Annotated in this window: 14 protein-coding genes; 5 read left to right on the top strand and 9 right to left on the bottom strand. The window is 64.3% G+C overall.

All coding sequences use genetic code 11. The features are described from left to right. Positions 1 to 55: 55 nt before the first annotated feature. Positions 56 to 1315, bottom strand: coding sequence for an AMP-binding protein (locus PLO63_09610; GenBank protein HOI74389.1), 1260 nt, complete (start codon positions 1313 to 1315; stop codon positions 56 to 58). 321 nt (positions 1316 to 1636) lie between these two features. Between PLO63_09610 and PLO63_09605 the strand changes: the two genes are divergently transcribed. Continuing rightward, positions 1637 to 2863 (top strand): ammonium transporter, encoded by a 1227-nt coding sequence (locus tag PLO63_09605; protein HOI74388.1) that lies wholly within the window; start codon positions 1637 to 1639, stop codon positions 2861 to 2863. Positions 2864 to 2923: 60 nt separating this feature from the next. Then, positions 2924 to 3310, top strand: coding sequence for a P-II family nitrogen regulator (locus PLO63_09600; protein ID HOI74387.1), 387 nt, complete (start codon positions 2924 to 2926; stop codon positions 3308 to 3310). 32 nt (positions 3311 to 3342) lie between these two features. On the opposite strand, the gene PLO63_09595 is transcribed toward PLO63_09600, so the two are convergent. Together PLO63_09595 and PLO63_09590 are read right to left on the bottom strand one after the other, a co-directional pair. Further along, on the bottom strand, positions 3343 to 4335 hold the full coding sequence (locus PLO63_09595) for a sensor domain-containing diguanylate cyclase (GenBank protein HOI74386.1): 993 nt from the start codon (positions 4333 to 4335) through the stop codon (positions 3343 to 3345). Next, entirely contained in the window at positions 4316 to 6004 is a 1689-nt protein-coding gene (locus PLO63_09590) for a metallophosphoesterase (GenBank protein ID HOI74385.1), read from the bottom strand. Before PLO63_09590 ends, PLO63_09595 begins: the two co-directional genes overlap by 20 nt. A gap of 214 nt (positions 6005 to 6218) precedes the next feature. Between PLO63_09590 and PLO63_09585 the strand changes: the two genes are divergently transcribed. Beyond that, positions 6219 to 7847 carry a GspE/PulE family protein gene (locus PLO63_09585; GenBank protein HOI74384.1) on the top strand — a complete coding sequence of 543 codons (1629 nt, stop codon included), beginning with the start codon at positions 6219 to 6221 and terminating at the stop codon, positions 7845 to 7847. Here the strand turns inward: PLO63_09585 and PLO63_09580 are convergent, their stop codons facing one another. The 6 genes from PLO63_09580 to PLO63_09555 all read right to left on the bottom strand — a co-directional run bounded on the left by PLO63_09580 (position 7848) and on the right by PLO63_09555 (position 13357). Continuing rightward, positions 7848 to 9773, bottom strand: a complete 1926-nt coding sequence (locus PLO63_09580) for an FAD-dependent oxidoreductase (protein HOI74383.1) — start codon at positions 9771 to 9773, stop codon at positions 7848 to 7850. After that, entirely contained in the window at positions 9770 to 10699 is a 930-nt protein-coding gene (locus PLO63_09575; protein HOI74382.1) for a 3-hydroxyacyl-CoA dehydrogenase, read from the bottom strand. The genes PLO63_09580 and PLO63_09575 overlap by 4 nt, the downstream gene beginning before the upstream one ends. 101 nt (positions 10700 to 10800) lie before the next feature. Beyond that, positions 10801 to 11559: an imidazole glycerol phosphate synthase subunit HisF gene (gene hisF, locus PLO63_09570; GenBank protein ID HOI74381.1), complete on the bottom strand. Its 759-nt coding sequence runs from the start codon at positions 11557 to 11559 to the stop codon at positions 10801 to 10803. A 19-nt stretch (positions 11560 to 11578) separates the two neighbouring features. Further along, a complete protein-coding gene (locus tag PLO63_09565; protein ID HOI74380.1) occupies positions 11579 to 12067 on the bottom strand; it encodes a peptidylprolyl isomerase in 489 nt (162 codons plus the stop codon). A 122-nt stretch (positions 12068 to 12189) separates the two neighbouring features. Further along, on the bottom strand, positions 12190 to 12693 hold the full coding sequence (locus PLO63_09560) for an N-acetyltransferase family protein (protein ID HOI74379.1): 504 nt from the start codon (positions 12691 to 12693) through the stop codon (positions 12190 to 12192). 58 nt (positions 12694 to 12751) lie between these two features. Further along, positions 12752 to 13357: an HD domain-containing protein gene (locus PLO63_09555; protein HOI74378.1), complete on the bottom strand. Its 606-nt coding sequence runs from the start codon at positions 13355 to 13357 to the stop codon at positions 12752 to 12754. 352 nt (positions 13358 to 13709) lie between these two features. On the opposite strand from PLO63_09555, the gene PLO63_09550 reads away from it, so the two are divergent. Together PLO63_09550 and PLO63_09545 are read left to right on the top strand one after the other, a co-directional pair. Beyond that, a complete protein-coding gene (locus tag PLO63_09550; protein HOI74377.1) occupies positions 13710 to 15269 on the top strand; it encodes a flavocytochrome c in 1560 nt (519 codons plus the stop codon). A 275-nt stretch (positions 15270 to 15544) separates the two neighbouring features. Next, positions 15545 to 16462 carry a hypothetical protein gene (locus PLO63_09545; protein ID HOI74376.1) on the top strand — a complete coding sequence of 306 codons (918 nt, stop codon included), beginning with the start codon at positions 15545 to 15547 and terminating at the stop codon, positions 16460 to 16462. Positions 16463 to 16492: the final 30 nt, after the last annotated feature.

Genomic DNA, 16492 nt, shown 5'->3' with positions numbered 1-16492 from the left:
GGCATCCCGCCGAACCGTCCGCGCGGAAATCATGATCCGTCTCTGACGGCGATTCCTACTTCCACTCCCGCTCGTCGACGATCCGCTTGTCCTCGTCCGTGAGCGTCCCCGGCTTCAGGAACTCGATCCGGTCGATCCGGACGGTGCAGATCTCGCGGAAAACCTTTTCGAACGCCTGCTCCAGGGAAGAGGGGTCGCCCGGCGCCTCCAGCGGGTCGATACGGACGTCCAGTCTATCCTTGTCGCCGCTGCGGCCGACGACGACCTGGAACTTTCGGATCTCCGGGAATTTTGCACCCACCTGCTGAAGCTGGCTCGGGGCGACGAAGAGCCCCCGGACCTTCACGGCGTCCCCCACCCGGCCCAGGATCCCGGCGAGGCGGCAGGATGTCCGGCCGCAGGGGCAGGGCTCCTCGACAATCCGGGAGAGGTCGCCCGTGCCGAAGCGGAACAGGTAGAACACGTCGTTGAACCGCGTCACGACGATCTCTCCCGGGGTCCCCGGAGGAACGGCCTTCCCCGTCGCGGGGTCGACGATCTCGACGTAAACCTCCTCACAGAGGTGCCAGCCCTTCTTCTCCCGGCACTCGTAGGCGACGTCCCCCACCTCCGTCGCACCGTACATCTGGTAGGTGTCGATGCCGAACTCCGTCTCGAAGCGTGCACGCATGGCCGGGAAGAGGGGCTCAGCGGCGAAGCAGGCTTTCCGGACCCGGAAGTCCTTCCGGAAATCGTACTCCATCTCCTTTGCCTTCTCGATGATCGCCATCAGGAAGCTCGGCGTCCCCGTGTAGGCCGTTGCGCCGAGGTCGCGGATCAGTTGCACCTGGGCCTGGGCGCTCGAGGCCCCCGACGGGATGACCGTCGCGCCGACCTTGCGCAGCCCCCCGTGGAACGTCAGCCCCGCGGCGACCATGTGGTAGGAGAAGGCGTTCAGGACCACGTCTCCCTTCCCGAGGCCGGCGGCCTTGTAAGCCCGGGCCCAGAGGACATCCTCCTCGCCAAGGTGGGGCTCGTAGACGGGACCGGGGGAAATGAAGATCCGGTCGATGGGTGCGTCGGGGTTTTCCAGGCCCGCAAACGGCGGGTCTTTCAGCTCCATCTCCACGAGCCGTTCCCGCGAGACCACCGGCAGTCGCTCGAAATCCGCAGCCGTTTTGATCCCGGAAGGGCTGATCTTCAGGTCTTCGAACTGTCTCCGCAGGACCGGCGACCGTCGGCCGGCATTCTCCATCATCCGGGAAAGCGCATCCACCTGAATGCGGAGCCGTTCCTCCCGGCTCAAGGTTTCCCGCTCGTCGAAATAGGGTTCCATGGTGTCCTCCCCGGCATGTTGATCATCGGAAGGCATCCCCGTCTCGGATCGCTGTCCCCGGGTTTCTTCCTGCCCGGATATGTAGTGGAAAGCCTTTTGCTTGTCAAACACGCTTCCCGTTCTCTTCCGCCTCTGTCGCACGTTTCCCGTTTTCCGGCTCGCACCGCGCGCTTGTAACAAATCCGTGCAATCACTTTCAATCGGGACATTTCCGTTCCGTATTCGGACGGGTTGGTTCGCACAACCCGTTGACATTACTCATTTCACACTCTGGCCGGCAATTTGCACTTTGTGAATCCATTTAACGAAGGAGCGGAGATTATGAACACCCCCATCAATGCGGGCGACACTGCCTGGATCCTCGTGTGCTGTTCCCTGGTCCTCCTGATGACCCCGGCCCTGGCATTCTTTTACGGAGGGATGGTCCGGAGGAAAAACGTCCTCTCCACCCTGACCTTGAGCTATGTCTTCATGGCCCTGATCGGTGTCCAGTGGGTCCTCTTCGGCTACTCGCTCGCCTTCGGTTCGTCCATCAACGGGCTGATCGGAGGGCTCAACTTCCTGGGCTTCGAAGGGGTCGGCGCGGCCCCCAATCCGGACTACAGCAAAACCATCCCCCATAGCCTCTTCGCCGCCTTTCAAATGATGTTCGCGGTCATCACGCCGGCCCTCATCACCGGCGCCTTTGTCGAGCGGGTCAAGTTCAAGGGCTTTCTTCTCTTCAGCTTCCTCTGGGCGACCCTCGTCTACGATCCCCTTTGCCACTGGGTCTGGGGCCAGGGCGGCTGGCTGAAGAGCATGGGCGTCCTGGATTTCGCCGGCGGCACCGTGGTCCACATCGCCGCCGGGTTCTCGGCCCTGGCCTTCGCGCTGGTAATCGGCCCCCGGCGCGGGTTCGGAAAGTCCCCCATGGAGCCCAACAACATTCCCCTGACCGTTCTGGGAGCGGGGCTTCTCTGGGTGGGATGGTTCGGCTTCAACGCCGGCAGCGCCCTCGCCGCCAATGGAACGGCCGTGAATGCCCTGCTGACGACGAACACCTCGGCGGCGTCAGCCGGACTGGTGTGGATGCTGCTCTCCTGGCTGGACGGGCGGCCCAGCACCCTCGGCATCGCCACGGGCATGGTCGTGGGCCTCGCGGCGGTGACGCCCGCCTCGGGCTTCATCACCCCCCTGGCCGCCATGGTCGTCGGCGCCGTCGCGGCCCCCCTGTCCTATTACGCCATGCGCTTCCGGGACCGCCGCAAGCTCGACGAGTCCCTCGATGTCTGGGCCTGCCACGGCATCGCCAGCACCTGGGGCATGATCGCCGCGGGCCTGTTCGCCACGACGGCCGTCAACGGCGACGGCGCCAACGGCCTTTTCTTCGGCAACCCCGGTCAGGTCGGCATCCAGATCGTTGCGATCCTCGTCACCATCGCTTTCTCCTTCGGGATGACCTACGTGCTGGCCAAGCTCCTCCACTGGAGCATGGGGCTCCGCGTCTCCCCCATGGAGGAGGAAGTGGGGCTGGACATCAGCTCCCATGGAGAGAGGTCCTACTCGTAGCGTCCAGGAATCGAAACCCGAATTTCAAATAGATTTCAAAGACATTTTGGAGAGACAGCCATGCTGAAGAAGATCGAGGCAATCATTCGCGAAGACAAGGTCTGCGACGTGAAGGAGGCCCTGGCGGGGATCGGCATCGTGGGGATGAACATGTTCGAGGTCCGGGGGCACGGGCGCCAGGGCGGTGTCCAACTGGTCGGCCGCGCCGGGACTTACCAGGTCAACGTACTGCCCAAGATCCAGGTCAACATCGTCCTGTCGGACCGCAACCTGGAGGCCGCTCTGGATGCCATCCTCACATCCGCCTACACCGGCGAGCCCGGCGACGGGATCATCTTCGTCACTCCCGTGGAGGAGGTCATCCGCGTCCGGACCCGCGAGCGGGGCCAGGACGCGATGATGTACCCCGGCGACATCGACACGCGGAAGTCCGGCACACCGGGGTGAAACGAAATCGGGCCGGCGGGAGGATGAACCCCTTAGGGGGGCGTGCAGACCCGGTCCCGTCCCTCCTGCTTGGCCCGCTTCACCGCCAGGCGGACAGCCTGGAGAATGTCTCCCGCCGTCTCCCCGTTCTCCGGCGAGGAGGCCACGCCCATGGACAGGGTCACCCGCCGCATGTGCTGATGCCCGGCCACCCGTTCCTGCTCCTTGAGCATCGCCCGCAGGTTCTCCGCCCTTCTCCGTGTCGTGTCCAGATCGCTCCCCGGAAGAATCAGGACGAATTCGTCCGCCCCCCAGCGGCAGGCGATGTCCTCGTCCCGTACGTTGCCTCCCACGAACGCGCCCAGGTCGCGGATGATCCGCTCCCCCTCCTCGATGCCGTACGTCTGGTTGATGTGCCCCAGGTGATCGACATCCATGAACACAACGCCCAGGGGCTGTCCCTGCCGTTTTGCCTTCTTCAGTTCCCGCTCCAGCGTCGTCTCCAGGAATCGCCGGTTGAGGAGGCCCGTCAGGGCGTCCCGGGTCGAGAGGCTGCTAAGCTCCTCCCTGAGCTGGATGTTCCTCAGGGCAAGCCGGACCTGCTGGGCCGCCAGGACAGCCAGTTGTTCCGCCGCGTCGACGGCCCGCCGCGATTCCGCGGAGGGCAGGTCGAAGCGGATGTGGAGCAGGCCCAGAAACTCGCCGTACACCGTCATGGGCACGCAGACGGAGCCCCTGCCGTCGGTCTCCGTCTCGGCGTGGCGGCAGGGCAGGCCCTTGGCCGCTCCCGCCACCAGGTGGGGCCGGTTTCTCCGGATCCCGTGGCAGTCCGCGGGCGCGAAGACGCTCTCCCGGGGTGACATCCCCCAGGATACCTCGGCTTCCAGCAGGTCCCGTGCGGCATGATGCCGGTAAAAGACACCCGCGGGAAACAGCCGGGGCATTTCCCGGGCCAGAACCCCACAGGCCTCCTCCATGTTGAAGGAGGCAGAGAGGAAATCCGCCATCTTGATCAGCCGTTTCACCTTATCCCTTGCGATGGCCATGGAGCCCTCCTTCGATTTTTCTTCGATAGGCCTCGGGTGCGACGATTCCCAGCTCCTTGAGGCCGGAATCGAATTCTTTCATGGTCCCGACCGCAGCGGCGATATTGAGAAAGATCTCCATGTAGGTGCCGCCGGTCCCCTCGATCTCCCCGCGGAATGCCCGATCCGCATCGAGGCGTCCCTCCACGGCGGGTACGGCGACGGGTGCGAGCAGGCGTCCTACTGACCGGTAGGCGGCGAACCGCTGCAGCGCGTCGCATTCGTAGTCCTTTGCGCGGATGCTTCGATTCACCCGCTCCAGGTCGATACTGTCGACGACGACGGCGCCGGGAAAGGCCTCCAGGTCCGGCCGGAGCGCCTCCAGCGCCTCTTCGAACCAGGGGCTCTCCCCACCCCCGCCGGTCTCTCCTTCCGGAACCTCACCGCGGTGGAGATAGACGACCAGATCCAGATATGGCGCCGAACCAGCGGGACCGGGATCTCCGCCGCTCACGAGGTCCACCCCCGCGCTCACGCCAAGGCTTGCCCCGATCCGTCCGCAGGTCTCGACGACATGCCCCTGCAGGGGTCCCGAACCGGCCGTCCCGCCGGGACCGGGAAAGAACCGCGCGATGAGGGAGATCAGACGTGTCCGCGGTTCCCGGCTGTCCCCCCGACCCTCCCGGTCGATGGATTTTCCCAAGAGGAGCGCTCCATAACGGTCGCGGTCCAGCACGGTCCGGTTCCATCCATCTCCGCCGGGCTCGAAGGCGACGACATCATGGACTCCCTGCCGGGTCAGCTTGCGAAGGACGATCCGCTCCAACCGGCGATCCCCGGTTTCGATGGCGTAGAAAAACCCCCCTTCGGAGATCCTCCCGCCGGGTTCATGGACCTCTCCGAAGTTGGAGGGGTTGAGATAAACCGTCCCTTCGATCTCCTCGAATCCCCACTGGTCGTGCAGGTGGCCCGTCAGGCACAGGATCGCTCTGTTCTCCTCGCAGTAGCGCCGCAGCTCCGTCGATCCGCTCTCTCCCCGCGACTGGAGATGGTCGAGGACGCCGTGGGCCGGCTTGTGGGTCGCCACGATGTCCGGCCGCGCCTCGCCGAAGAACCGGGCCATCTCGCTGGCGCCCCGGTCGGCCAGATATTTCACCGCATACTGTTCGGGAATGCCGGGGGTCACGATGTCGGCCCCCCCGTAGCCGGCGATCCTCAACTCCCCGGCCTGAATCCAGTGCCGGTGCAGGTCCCGCTCATGGAGAGAGGTGTACTGGAGGTCCATGTCGTAGTTCCCCGGCAGGCAGAGGATCCGGGCGCCCGTCTTGATGCGCAGGATGCTCTCGAGGATCTTGTACTTCTGCTGCATGACCCGGCGGCCCCGGACGGTCTCCTCCCGGAATTCCACCGCCTGCCGCCGGACGTCGTCGGGCACGCCAGTCCGCTCCAGGAGCGCGGAGACGAAATCCTCCATGTTCATCTCCCCGTCTCCGAGCCGGTGGCGGAGCGCGGAGAAGGACGCTTGCCTTTTCCGGTAGCGGGCGGACATCTCCTTCGTATAGAAGGGCCGGTCGATGAGGTCGCCGGCGATGATGTAGACGTCGGCACTGGTTCGGGACAGGAGTTCCCTGACCCGGTCGAAGGCGTCGTGGACATCGGAGAGATAGACGATCTCCATGGCTCGATCCATATGGGGGATGTTCCCTTTATAGCACGATTCCGTATCCCGGTCAGTATCGGCATCAAGAGGCACCCGGTCGGACCGTCGCTCCAACCGACCGGCGGACTCCCATGGGACAGCCCCCGCCGCCCGCGTCATCACTCCGCCATATCCGCATTGAACAATCGGGGCGATTCTCCTATAATGAGCCGGCTTTTCAGGCACAACGGCGGAGGAGGCATGGATGAGGCATCCGGATAAACAACCAAACGGGAATAAAGTGGAAGACTCCATAGTCCTATCCGACCGGAATTCGCAGAAAGACGCTTCGATCATCCGCTCCGTTTGCTTCGATGAACGGGCCCCCATCCCGCGCAACCTCCTTGCAAACCTCAAGCACGAATACCTGCACCGCGAGGGCTGGGTTCCCCTGGAGCGGCGGGAGGGGCGAATTTCCGTCCTCGTGGACAACCCGGCCGACCTGCCGCGTCGGGACAGCATCGAAAGCCTGCTGAAAACGAAGCAGATCGAGTACTGCGTGGCCTCCCGCGATGACATCCTGAAGTTCATCGACCATTTCTACGGGACCTGCTACCTGAAGGAGGCCCGGGCCGAAGAGAGCGCGGCGGAAAACGGCGACCGGCGGGAGGAGTTCGCGGACGTCAGCGAGACGGACGGAACCATCGTCCGACTGGTGAACGAGATCATCAACGAGGCCTGCCTGCGCCGCGCCTCGGACATCCACATCGAGCCGGACGTTCGGGACAGGGAGGTCCTGGTACGGTTTCGGGTCGACGGAGAGTGCTTTCCGTACCGGACCCTGCCGTACGACTACCGGGCGGCGATCGTCTCCCGCATCAAGATCCTCTCCAGCCTGGACATCACCGAGCGGCGACTGCCCCAGGACGGAAAGATCCGGCACACAAGGCCCAACGGCGAAGACATCGAGCTGCGGGTGGCCACCATGCCGACCCACGGCTACGTGGAGGACGTGGTCCTGAGGATCCTGACGCGCGGAAAGATCATGACCCTGAACGAACTGGGGATGCCGAAGGAGACCCTGGATCAGTTCATCTCGCAGCTCGACAAGCCCTACGGGCTGATCCTGATCGTCGGCCCCACCGGCTCCGGCAAGACCACGACGGCCCATGCCGCCCTCCACCGCCTGAACCGTCCCAACACCAAGATCTGGACCGCCGAAGACCCCGTCGAGATCACCCAGAAGGGAATCCGCCAGGTCCAGATGCACCACAAGATCGGCCTGGACTTCAGCACCGCCATGCGGGCCTTCCTCAGGTCCGATCCGGACATCATCATGGTGGGAGAGATGCGGGACTACGAAACGGCCAAGATGGGCGTCGAGGCGTCCACGACAGGCCACCTCGTCCTCTCCACCCTGCACACGAACAACGCCCCGGAGACGATTGTCCGCCTCCTGGACATGGGCATCGATCCCTTCGGCTTCGCCGACTCTCTCCTGTGCGTCCTGGCCCAGCGCCTCGTCCGCCGCCTCTGCACCCATTGCCGGGAATCCGTTCCCGTCAGCCGCGAGGAATGGGACGAGATGGCACGCCAGTACGGAGAGAAGGCCTTCGAGGGACTGGGGATGGATTTTTCGGACAAGCGGAAAATCAGCAGGGCGAAAGGCTGTCCCGAATGCAACGAAACCGGTTACCGGGGAATGATGGGCATCTACGAGCTCCTGATAGCCAACGACAGCATCAAGCAGATGATCATCAGCAGGAAGTCCATCGCCGCCATCCGCAAGGCGGCCTCGTCGGAGGGCATGAGCACATTGCTGCAGAGTGGGATCCGGAAGGTCCTGGAGGGGGAAACCGACCTCGTCGAGATCCTGAGCGTCTGCCTGCGCTGATCAGACCTCCCGGCCCGCCCGGTCGCCCTCGTGAATGGCCTCCAGGAGGCGCCGCGGCCCCGCCGCGTCTCCGACGGTCCGCCAGGAGATGCCCAGTTCCCGCAGCACGTCTTCCAGCCCGTTCTCCATCCGGGCCCCCAGGGCCGTGATCACCGAGGCCGCGGGGACAATTTCTTCTTTCTCCCCCTGCCGGCAGGAAACACCTTGCTCCCCGATCCCCGTCACGGTCGCACCGAGGAGGATCCGGGCACCCCGCTCCTTCAGCCGCAGATGCAGCCAGTATCCGTGGGACGTGTGCTTGCCCACGGGATACGCGGCCTGCATCTCGAGGACCGTGACATCGATGCCCCGGGCCAGGAGATAATCCGCTGTCTCCATGCCGACGTATCCGGCGCCGAGGATGGCGGCGGGCGTCATCGGGGTCGCCTTGCCCGTCAGGACATCCCGGGCATCAAGAACATGACAGCGGTGGATGCCCGGGATCTTTGGCACCGAAGGGGAGGCCCCGGCGGCGAGGACAACCGCGTCGGGCCGTCCTGATTTTAAAAGCTCCGCATCGACCTCCCTTCCGCAATGAAGGATCACACCCCGCTCATTCGCCTGACGAACCGCCCAGTTCACCCAGTCCAGGAAAGCCTCCTTGTGGGGCGGTCGGCTGGCCGGCAGGATCTGGCCCCCCGGTGTCTCCTCCTTCTCGAAGACCTCCACCTTGAAACCCCGCTCCGCTGCGGCCAGGGCGGCGGAAAGTCCCGCCGGACCGGCGCCGATCACCCAGAGTCGCCGCCCCGGGGCGTCCGGGGCCGCCTGCTCGCGCTCATTCCCGCACTCGGGGTTGAATGTGCAGGTGACGGGCTGCATCTCGAACATCAGCCGCTCGATGCATCCCTGGTTGCAGGAGACGCACCAGCGGATGTCGTCCCACCGCCCTTCCCGGGCCTTGGCGAGGAAATCCGGATCCGCCAGGTGCTGGCGGCCGAAGCTCACCAGGTCGGCGTCGCCCGCCGCAATGGCCCGGTCGGCCAGCCGGGGGTCGTTGATCCGTCCCACGGCGATGACCGGCACCTCCACCTGCTCCCGGATTGCCCGGGCGCGGAAGAGGTTGAACCCGGCCTCCGTGTCCATGGACGCGATGCTCAGGTTGCCCGGCGTGGAATAGACGCCCACCGAGGCGTGGATTGCGTCGGCCCCGGCGGACACCAGGCGCGGCGCCAGCCGCTTCGCGAACTCCAGGTCGTAGCCGCCCTTGATCAGCTCATCCGCGGAGATCCGGACGAGGACCGGGAAACGGTCCCCCACGGCCCGCCTCACCGCCGCGACGACCTCCAGGACGAAGCGCATCCGGTTCTCCTCGGATCCTCCGTACCGGTCCGTCCGTGAATTGGAAAAGGGCGACAGGAACTGGGTCAGGAGATACCCGTGGGCGCCGTGGATCTCCACGGCATCCAGGCCCGCCTTCCGGGCCCGCACCGCCGCGGAGGCAAAGGCCTCGACCACCTCGGCGATCCGGTCGGCGCTCATCTCCTCGCAGGGCTGCCTCATGATGACGCTGGGAATGGGCGACGGCGCCTCGGGCGTTCCGCCGGCAGCGGCGGCAAAGGTCTCCCGGCCGGCATGGTGGATCTGGAGGGCGACCTTCACCCCTTCGCGGTGGACCGCCTCGGCCAGGCCCGCCAGGCCGGGGATGAAATCGTCGCTCCAGGCTCCGATCTCCCGGAGAAAGCCCTTTCCCCGGGGCGTAACCGCGCAGACCTCCGTGATGATGAGTCCCGCACCGCCCCTTGCCCTCCGGGCGAGATACCGGACCAGGCGGTCGCTGACGGTGCCGTCGGTGTTGCCGTAGCCGCTCCCCATGGCGGGCATGACGGCGCGGTTCCGAAGGATCATTCCGTTGATCGTGACGGGGGAAAAAAGGGTTTCCAGACTCATGGCTGCTCCATTTCCTCTTTGATGCGCCCCTCAACGAAGCCGGGCTTCGCGAAACTGGGCCCCGGGTAGGCATAGAAACCCCGCCCCGCTTTCTGGCCCAGTTCTCCCCTGTCCACTCGGCTTTTCAGGAAGGCGGCATTCTTCATCGCCTGCGGGTCCCGGGTCATGGATGCCCAGAAGTCCACGACCTTCCACACGGTGTCGAGTCCGACGCGGTCCATGAGGCCGAAGGGACCGATGGGCATGTTGAACACCCCCATCCAGGCGCGGTCGATTTCCTCCACGTCGGCGATCCCGCCGGCCGCCAGGGTCTGGGCCGCCCCCAGGAGGGCCATGAACATGGAATTGAAAAGGTAACCGGGATACTCCTTTTGCAGGACGATGGGGATCAGGTTCATCCGCTCGCAGAATTCCCGGACGACATGCACCGCCCCCTCATCCGTCCCGGGGTGAGGCATGACGTCCACGATCCGGTTGTAGGAAAGGTCGTGGAAGTGGAGGGCCAGGAACCGGTCCGGCCGGCCGGTCTCGGCGGCGAACATGGAGGGAACAAGCGAGGAGGTGTTGGTGGTGAAGAGGGTCCTATCCGGACAGAGGCCGTGGAAAAGGGAGAAGACCCTCCCCTTGAGGACCGGGTCTTCCGGGACGGACTCGCTGACCAGGTCGGCACCGTCTGCCGCCTTCGCGGCGTCGGTCGTCGCGAAGATCCGTCCGACGGCCTCACCGGCCTCCGTTTCCGTCACCCGTCCCTGACGGACGAGACCGGCGACGATTTTCCGGATGGACGCCACGGCCCGCTCCAGGACGGCGTCTTCCAGGTCATACAGGACGGAATCGCAGCCCCGGAGGGCGAAATACAGGGCGATCTGGCGCCCCATGGTGCCGGCGCCGAGAACCAGCACCCGGCGTATATCCGCTGCATTCATGGACCCGATTGTCTCCTTTCCGGCGCAATACCCGATCGCCTGCACCTGTGCGATCGGGGAAACGGTGGCCGTCGCCCCATCCGCACGCCTTTCCGATCCGCTTACAGGGACACGTCGTGCCCCATGCCGCGCAGATATTCCTTCACCTGCCGGATGCTGAACGTGCGGTAGTGGAACACCGAGGCCGCCAGGAGAACGCTCGCCCCGCCCTCGACGATCGCGGCGTGGAAGTCCTCAAGCTTGCCGGCACCACCGGAGGCGATGACGGGAACCCCGACCGCCGCCGATATGGCCCGGGTAAAGGCCAGGTCATACCCTTTCAGGGTGCCGTCGCCGTCCATGCTGGTCGGCAGGATCACACCGGCGCCGCGCTGCTCGCATTCCTTCGCCCAGGCCACGGCGTCCCTGCCGACGGGCTTCGTCCCGCCCGCCACGACCACCTCGAATCCCGAGGGCATGGCCGGGTTCCGGCACCCGTCCACGGCGACGGTGATGCATTCCGAACCGTATTCCTTCGCCGCCTCGCCGACCAGATCCGGGCGGCTCACCGCCGCACTGTTCATGGAGACCTTGGCGGCGCCGGCCTCCAGGAGAAGGCGGATATCCTCCAGCGAAGAGATTCCGCCTCCCACGGTGAGGGGAATCGCGATGACGGAGGCCACGCCCTTCACCCACTCCAGGCGGGTCTTGCGATTCTCCAGCGTTGCCGCGATGTCCAGCATGGCCAGCTCGTCGGCCCCTTCCCGGGAATAGAAAGCGGCGTTCTCCACGGGATTTCCCGCGTCCTTCAGGTCCACGAAGTGGATCCCCTTGACGACGCGGCCGTTCTTCATGTCCAGGCAGGGCATGATCTTGATCATGAAAATGTTCCTCCCGGTGTCATTCGCTTTCGATGATGGTGACCCGATCCATCCGGTCGCCCTGGCGGATCGCGTCGATGACGTCCAGTCCCGCCACGACTTTCCCGAATACCGTGTGCATTCCGTTCAGGTGGGGCTGCGGTGAGTGGGTGATGAAAAACTGGCTGCCGTTCGTGCCGGGGCCGGCATTGGCCATGGAGAGAACACCCCTCTCATGGATCAGTGGGTTTCCCTCACACTCGTCCTCGAAGCGGTATCCCGGTCCGCCCCGGCCGGTGCCGGTGGGATCGCCCCCCTGGATCACGAAATCGGGAATGACCCGGTGAAACACCACCCCGTCATAAAAGCCCTCGCGGGCCAGAAAGACGAAGTTGTTCACGGTGAGCGGGGCATGCTGCGGATAGAACTCAATCTCGATGACCCCCCGCGCGGTCTCGATCTTTCCACGGTATTTCCGGTCTGGGTCGATCAGCATCTCCGGCGGACGGTCCCATTGCTTCATGGCCATATTTTCCTCCTCTTCTGAAAATTCCGGCTACTCCTCCCGGATCGCCGGAGCGGGCTGGCGCCGTTTTCTTTGCGGCGCCCGCGGTTACGGCTGTATGCCCGAAACAGGCCCTCCTGTCACGATCATTTTCCGTCTGCCAGCATGCGCTGCATCCACACGGTGTCCACAAGGCGTCCCTTCTTCCGGAAGACCTCGCGAAACCGGCCGCACTCGGTGAACTCGTGGCTGCGGTGAAACCGGAGGCTCGGCTCGTTGACCGCCGCAACGGCCGCCAGGACGGTATGGATGCCCTTCAGCACGGCGGCATCCAGGAGATGGTTCAGCAGGATTCCACCGACGCCGCGGCCGCAGTGATCGGGATGCAGGAAATAGGAGATCTCCGCCGTCCCCGCCATGGTCGGGATCGGGCTGTGCGAACGCAGAAACCCGAATCCGATGACATCCCCCGTCTCCGTCTTCACGGCAGCGGAGGGATAGCCCTCCGCCGTCTTGAGCAGAACGTTGAAGAAGGCATAGGGAACCGGGTTTTCAAGGAACGCGGCAAAGGTGTGTTCGATGTAGTGATTGAAGATGTCGATGACCGGCCGGCCGTGATCCGGCGACAGGAGTTCCATTTCCAGCTTCATTTCAGGCACCTCACTCCTCCGTTGATTGAGGCAGGGATTCCTCCCGCCTTCGAGACACTCAGGACGCCGCCTTTCCGGCGGCCCGGACAAGCTCGTCCACAACCGACCGGAGCTCCCCCGCCAGCCTCGGGTATTTCCCGGTACGTTCGAAGGCCTCCACCAGGGCTTCATAATACCAGAGGGTCCCGTCCCGCCCGCCGCGGAACCGCTCCCACAGGTCCTCGCCAACGGACCGGTAGTCCCGCAGGATCGCCCGGGCATTGTGAAGCTTGTCCGCCAGGGAGACCAGGAGCACACCATCGGGAACGGCCGCCAGGTGCCCGATGTAGCGTTCTTTCCGCGCCCGCCACGGAGGCTTGGGCGTCTCGGTGGTATCCGAACAGGCCGCCACGACGGCCGCCACGGACTCTCCGTACAGGGAGCGGAGCCGCGCCAGAATCTCCTCACCGCCCTGGTCCTCCGCCGTGTCGTGAAGGAGCGCCGCGATGACGAGATCCTCGCTCCCCCCTTCCTCGATCACGGTGGCGGCCACAGTCAGCAGGTGCGCCACGTAGGGAATCCCCGATCCCTTGCGGACCTGGTCCGCGTGAAGAACGGCCGCCAGGCCGAGGGCGTCCCGGAAGCGGGCGGTCAGGACGGTCTTGTTGCGGTCGTACTTTCCCATTTCCATCACTTCCCCTTTCCCCTCTCCCGGAAAGACCTTGTCCTTCCTGTTCGGGATCGAAACGGTCCGGACGTTTCGATCGCCGGACCGGTGACATGTCTATATATCGTTCCCGGCCCTCAAGATCAACCGGCCTCGTCAAGACCGATGCACCCACGAAACAGCCGATTCCAGGACGGCATGATCATGAATAAATGCAGCCACATGCGATCCGTGATTGACTTCGGATCGGCAGTCGGCGTAAGAAAAACATGTTTATCGGGTTGAAACCGATAAACGGAAACAGGAGACAAGGGATTGTACGGGGGGGGAAATTACCCATCCATGCGAATGGAAATTCAGGAGGTATGACATGTCGGAAGAAACGAAAACCCCGAAAGCAATGACGAGAAGAACCTTTTTGAAAACGAGTGGCGCGGCTGCGGCTGCGGGCGTCGCAGCGGGCACACTCGCGATGAAGCCCTGGAATGCCGAGGCGGCTCCCATGCCGAAGAAGTGGCAGGAGACCTTCGACGTCGTCGTCATCGGCAGCGGTTTCGCCGGACTGGCGGCGGCCTATGAGGCCAAGAAGGCCGGCGCCTCCGTGGTGGTCCTCGAAAAAATGCCGACCCCGGGCGGCAACTCCATCATCAACGGCGGCGTCGTATCGGCGGCGGGTTCACCCATGGAGGAGAAGGAAGGAATCAAGGACTCCCCGGAGCTGCTCCTGAAGGACATGCTCGCGGCGGGACTGAACCTGAACCACGTGGAACTGGCCAAGATGGTGGCGGACCAGTCCGTCAGCACCGTGATGTGGACCATCAACGAGCTGGGTGTCAAGTACAAGGACAAGCTGACCCAGGAGGGCGGTCATTCCGTCCCGCGGATGTACAGCACCTACAACCAGAGCGGCTCAGCCATCGTGCAGCAGCAGCTCCTGAAGCTGAAAGAGCTGGGCGTCGTGCCCCGTACCCGGGCTTACCTGACGCAGATCTACCGGGACGCCGACGGTCGGGTGAAGGGCGTCCAGATCCGCGAAGGCTACACCTTCCCGAAGGCGGGAAGCGGCAAGGTGAAGGACATCAAGGCCCGCAAGGCCGTTGTCCTGGCCACGGGCGGTTTCGGCGCCGATGTGGCCTTCCGGACCCTTCAGGATCCCCGGCTGACGACGGAGATGCAGACGACCAACCAGCCCGGCGCCACCGCCGAGGCCCTGCGGGAGGCCTTCCGGATCGGCTGCACACCCATCCAGCTCTCCTGGATCCAGCTGGGTCCCTGGGGCAGCCCGGATGAAAAGGGAATGGGGCTCTCCCCCTTCTTCGCCCAGCTCTGCGCCGCCATGTACGGCCTCTGGATCGACACCAAGACGGGCAAGCGCTTCGTCAACGAGCTGGCAGACCGGAAAATCCGGGCCGACGCGATCATCAAGGCGGGGAACAAGTGCATCGCCATGACGGACGCGAACGGTTACGCCATCGGCAAGAAGCTCCTGGCGGAGTACATGCCGAAGCTGATGGAGCGGGGGGTCGTGAAGGAATACAAGACGCTGGAGGAGATGGCGGCGGCCTACAACGTCCCCATCGAGCCCTTGAAACAGTCGATCGACAAGTGGAACAAGAGCGTCCTGGCGGGCAAGGACGAGGAGTGGGGCCGCTACCTTCAGAAGAACCAGAAGCCCCTCGGCCCCGGCCCCTGGTATGCCCTGCGGCTCATGCCCAAGGTTCACCACACGATGGGCGGCATCAACATGAACACCAAGGCCCAGGCGACGGATGTCTCGACAGACAAGCCCATCGCTGGCCTTTACTGCGCCGGCGAGGTGACCGGCGGCGTCCACGGCGCTGTCCGTCTGGGCAGCTGCGCCACGCTGGACTGCCTCGTCTTCGGCCGGATCGCCGGCAAAAACGCGGCAGCGGAGAAAGCGTGGGGTTGATCGTTCCCAACCCGTGACAAGCGAGGGGGCGCCGATCCGGCGCCCCCTTTTCTAATCCGCTTCCATCCGGCCGATTCCCGAGACATCCTTGCATCGACCGCCACAATTTCGCCCCGATCTCCCGGAACGGGACAATATTGTCGAGTTCTTCTCCCCGCCGTCAACTCTTTCATGCGGACGTTTCTCCTGCGGAAACATAAGGTTACAGGACAAACAGCCCCGTGGCACAGTCCTTGAGAAATGCACTTCATTCTGTTCGCAAGGAGGAATGAATCATGTTCTACGGGAAAAGGATCTTCATCACCCTGTGCTGCGCCATCGCGGCGGTTTTCATGATCCAGACGGCAGCGACGGCGGAAGAAAAGCCGGCCGCAGCAGAAGCAGCGGCCCCTGCCGTGGAAGCGCCCACGGGCGACGTCTCGGTCTCCATCCTGAGCCAGTACATCTGGAGAGGCTATGAGCTGAGCCGGAACAGCATCGTCGTCCAGCCGTCCGCAACGGTCGGCTGGAAGGGATTTTCCGTCAACCTGTGGGGAAACATCGATACGAATCCCTACTACGGAGGCAGCGACGGGAAGAGCTACCACGGGACCTGGAACGAGACGGACCTGACGCTTTCGTACTCGAAGACAGTCGGTCCCGTGAACCTCGGCGTCGGCTACATCTATTACAGCCTGGCATCGCTGAACCGGGACGGGCTCGACCGGGCCGACGCCCAGGAGATCTTCGCCTCCGTCGGCCTCAACACGATCCTGTCGCCGACCCTCACGGTGTATAAGGAGATCGACCACTACCGGAACTGGTATTTCCTGCTCGGAATCTCCCACGTCTTTGAGCTGAACAAGATGGTGTCCCTGAAGCTCGCGGCATCGGCCAGCTATCTCCTGAGTACCTATGCGGATGCCACCCTGTTCAACGCGGGCGCCGGCTACGGCGGATACCCGAAGTTCGACGGCGACAGCCTGGCAACGGACGACAAGTTCAGCAATTTCCACGACGGCGTCGTCACCGCCAGCCTGCCCATCAAGGCCACGGACAGGATCACCGTCACGCCGACCCTGTCCTACGTGTTCCCCCTGTCCAACGACGCGCGGATGGAAATGAAGGGGCAGGGACTGAAGGGAACGGCGACACCGTCCGAACGAGACAGCTCCTACCTGTATGGCGGACTGACCATGAGCTTCTCCTTCTGAGGACATGCCTCCCTCTCCGGCGGTCCCGCT

This window comes from Syntrophales bacterium (assembly GCA_035363115.1).
Lineage (GTDB): Bacteria > Desulfobacterota > Syntrophia > Syntrophales > PHBD01 > PHBD01.
Note: the sequence above shows the minus strand (reverse complement) of the source record. Positions and strands in the feature narration are given on the sequence as shown.

Coding starts and splice junctions, on each gene's coding strand:
- PLO63_09575 (HOI74382.1), bottom strand. CDS start 10,699: ATGAATGCAGCGGATATACGCCGGGTGCTGGTTCTCGGCGCCGGCACC.
- PLO63_09590 (HOI74385.1), bottom strand. CDS start 6,004: ATGGATCGAGCCATGGAGATCGTCTATCTCTCCGATGTCCACGACGCC.
- PLO63_09610 (HOI74389.1), bottom strand. CDS start 1,315: ATGGAACCCTATTTCGACGAGCGGGAAACCTTGAGCCGGGAGGAACGG.
- PLO63_09600 (HOI74387.1), top strand. CDS start 2,924: ATGCTGAAGAAGATCGAGGCAATCATTCGCGAAGACAAGGTCTGCGAC.
- PLO63_09550 (HOI74377.1), top strand. CDS start 13,710: ATGTCGGAAGAAACGAAAACCCCGAAAGCAATGACGAGAAGAACCTTT.
- PLO63_09595 (HOI74386.1), bottom strand. CDS start 4,335: ATGGCCATCGCAAGGGATAAGGTGAAACGGCTGATCAAGATGGCGGAT.
- PLO63_09580 (HOI74383.1), bottom strand. CDS start 9,773: ATGAGTCTGGAAACCCTTTTTTCCCCCGTCACGATCAACGGAATGATC.
- PLO63_09605 (HOI74388.1), top strand. CDS start 1,637: ATGAACACCCCCATCAATGCGGGCGACACTGCCTGGATCCTCGTGTGC.
- PLO63_09545 (HOI74376.1), top strand. CDS start 15,545: ATGTTCTACGGGAAAAGGATCTTCATCACCCTGTGCTGCGCCATCGCG.
- PLO63_09555 (HOI74378.1), bottom strand. CDS start 13,357: ATGGGAAAGTACGACCGCAACAAGACCGTCCTGACCGCCCGCTTCCGG.
- PLO63_09585 (HOI74384.1), top strand. CDS start 6,219: ATGAGGCATCCGGATAAACAACCAAACGGGAATAAAGTGGAAGACTCC.
- PLO63_09565 (HOI74380.1), bottom strand. CDS start 12,067: ATGGCCATGAAGCAATGGGACCGTCCGCCGGAGATGCTGATCGACCCA.
- hisF (HOI74381.1), bottom strand. CDS start 11,559: ATGATCAAGATCATGCCCTGCCTGGACATGAAGAACGGCCGCGTCGTC.
- PLO63_09560 (HOI74379.1), bottom strand. CDS start 12,693: ATGAAGCTGGAAATGGAACTCCTGTCGCCGGATCACGGCCGGCCGGTC.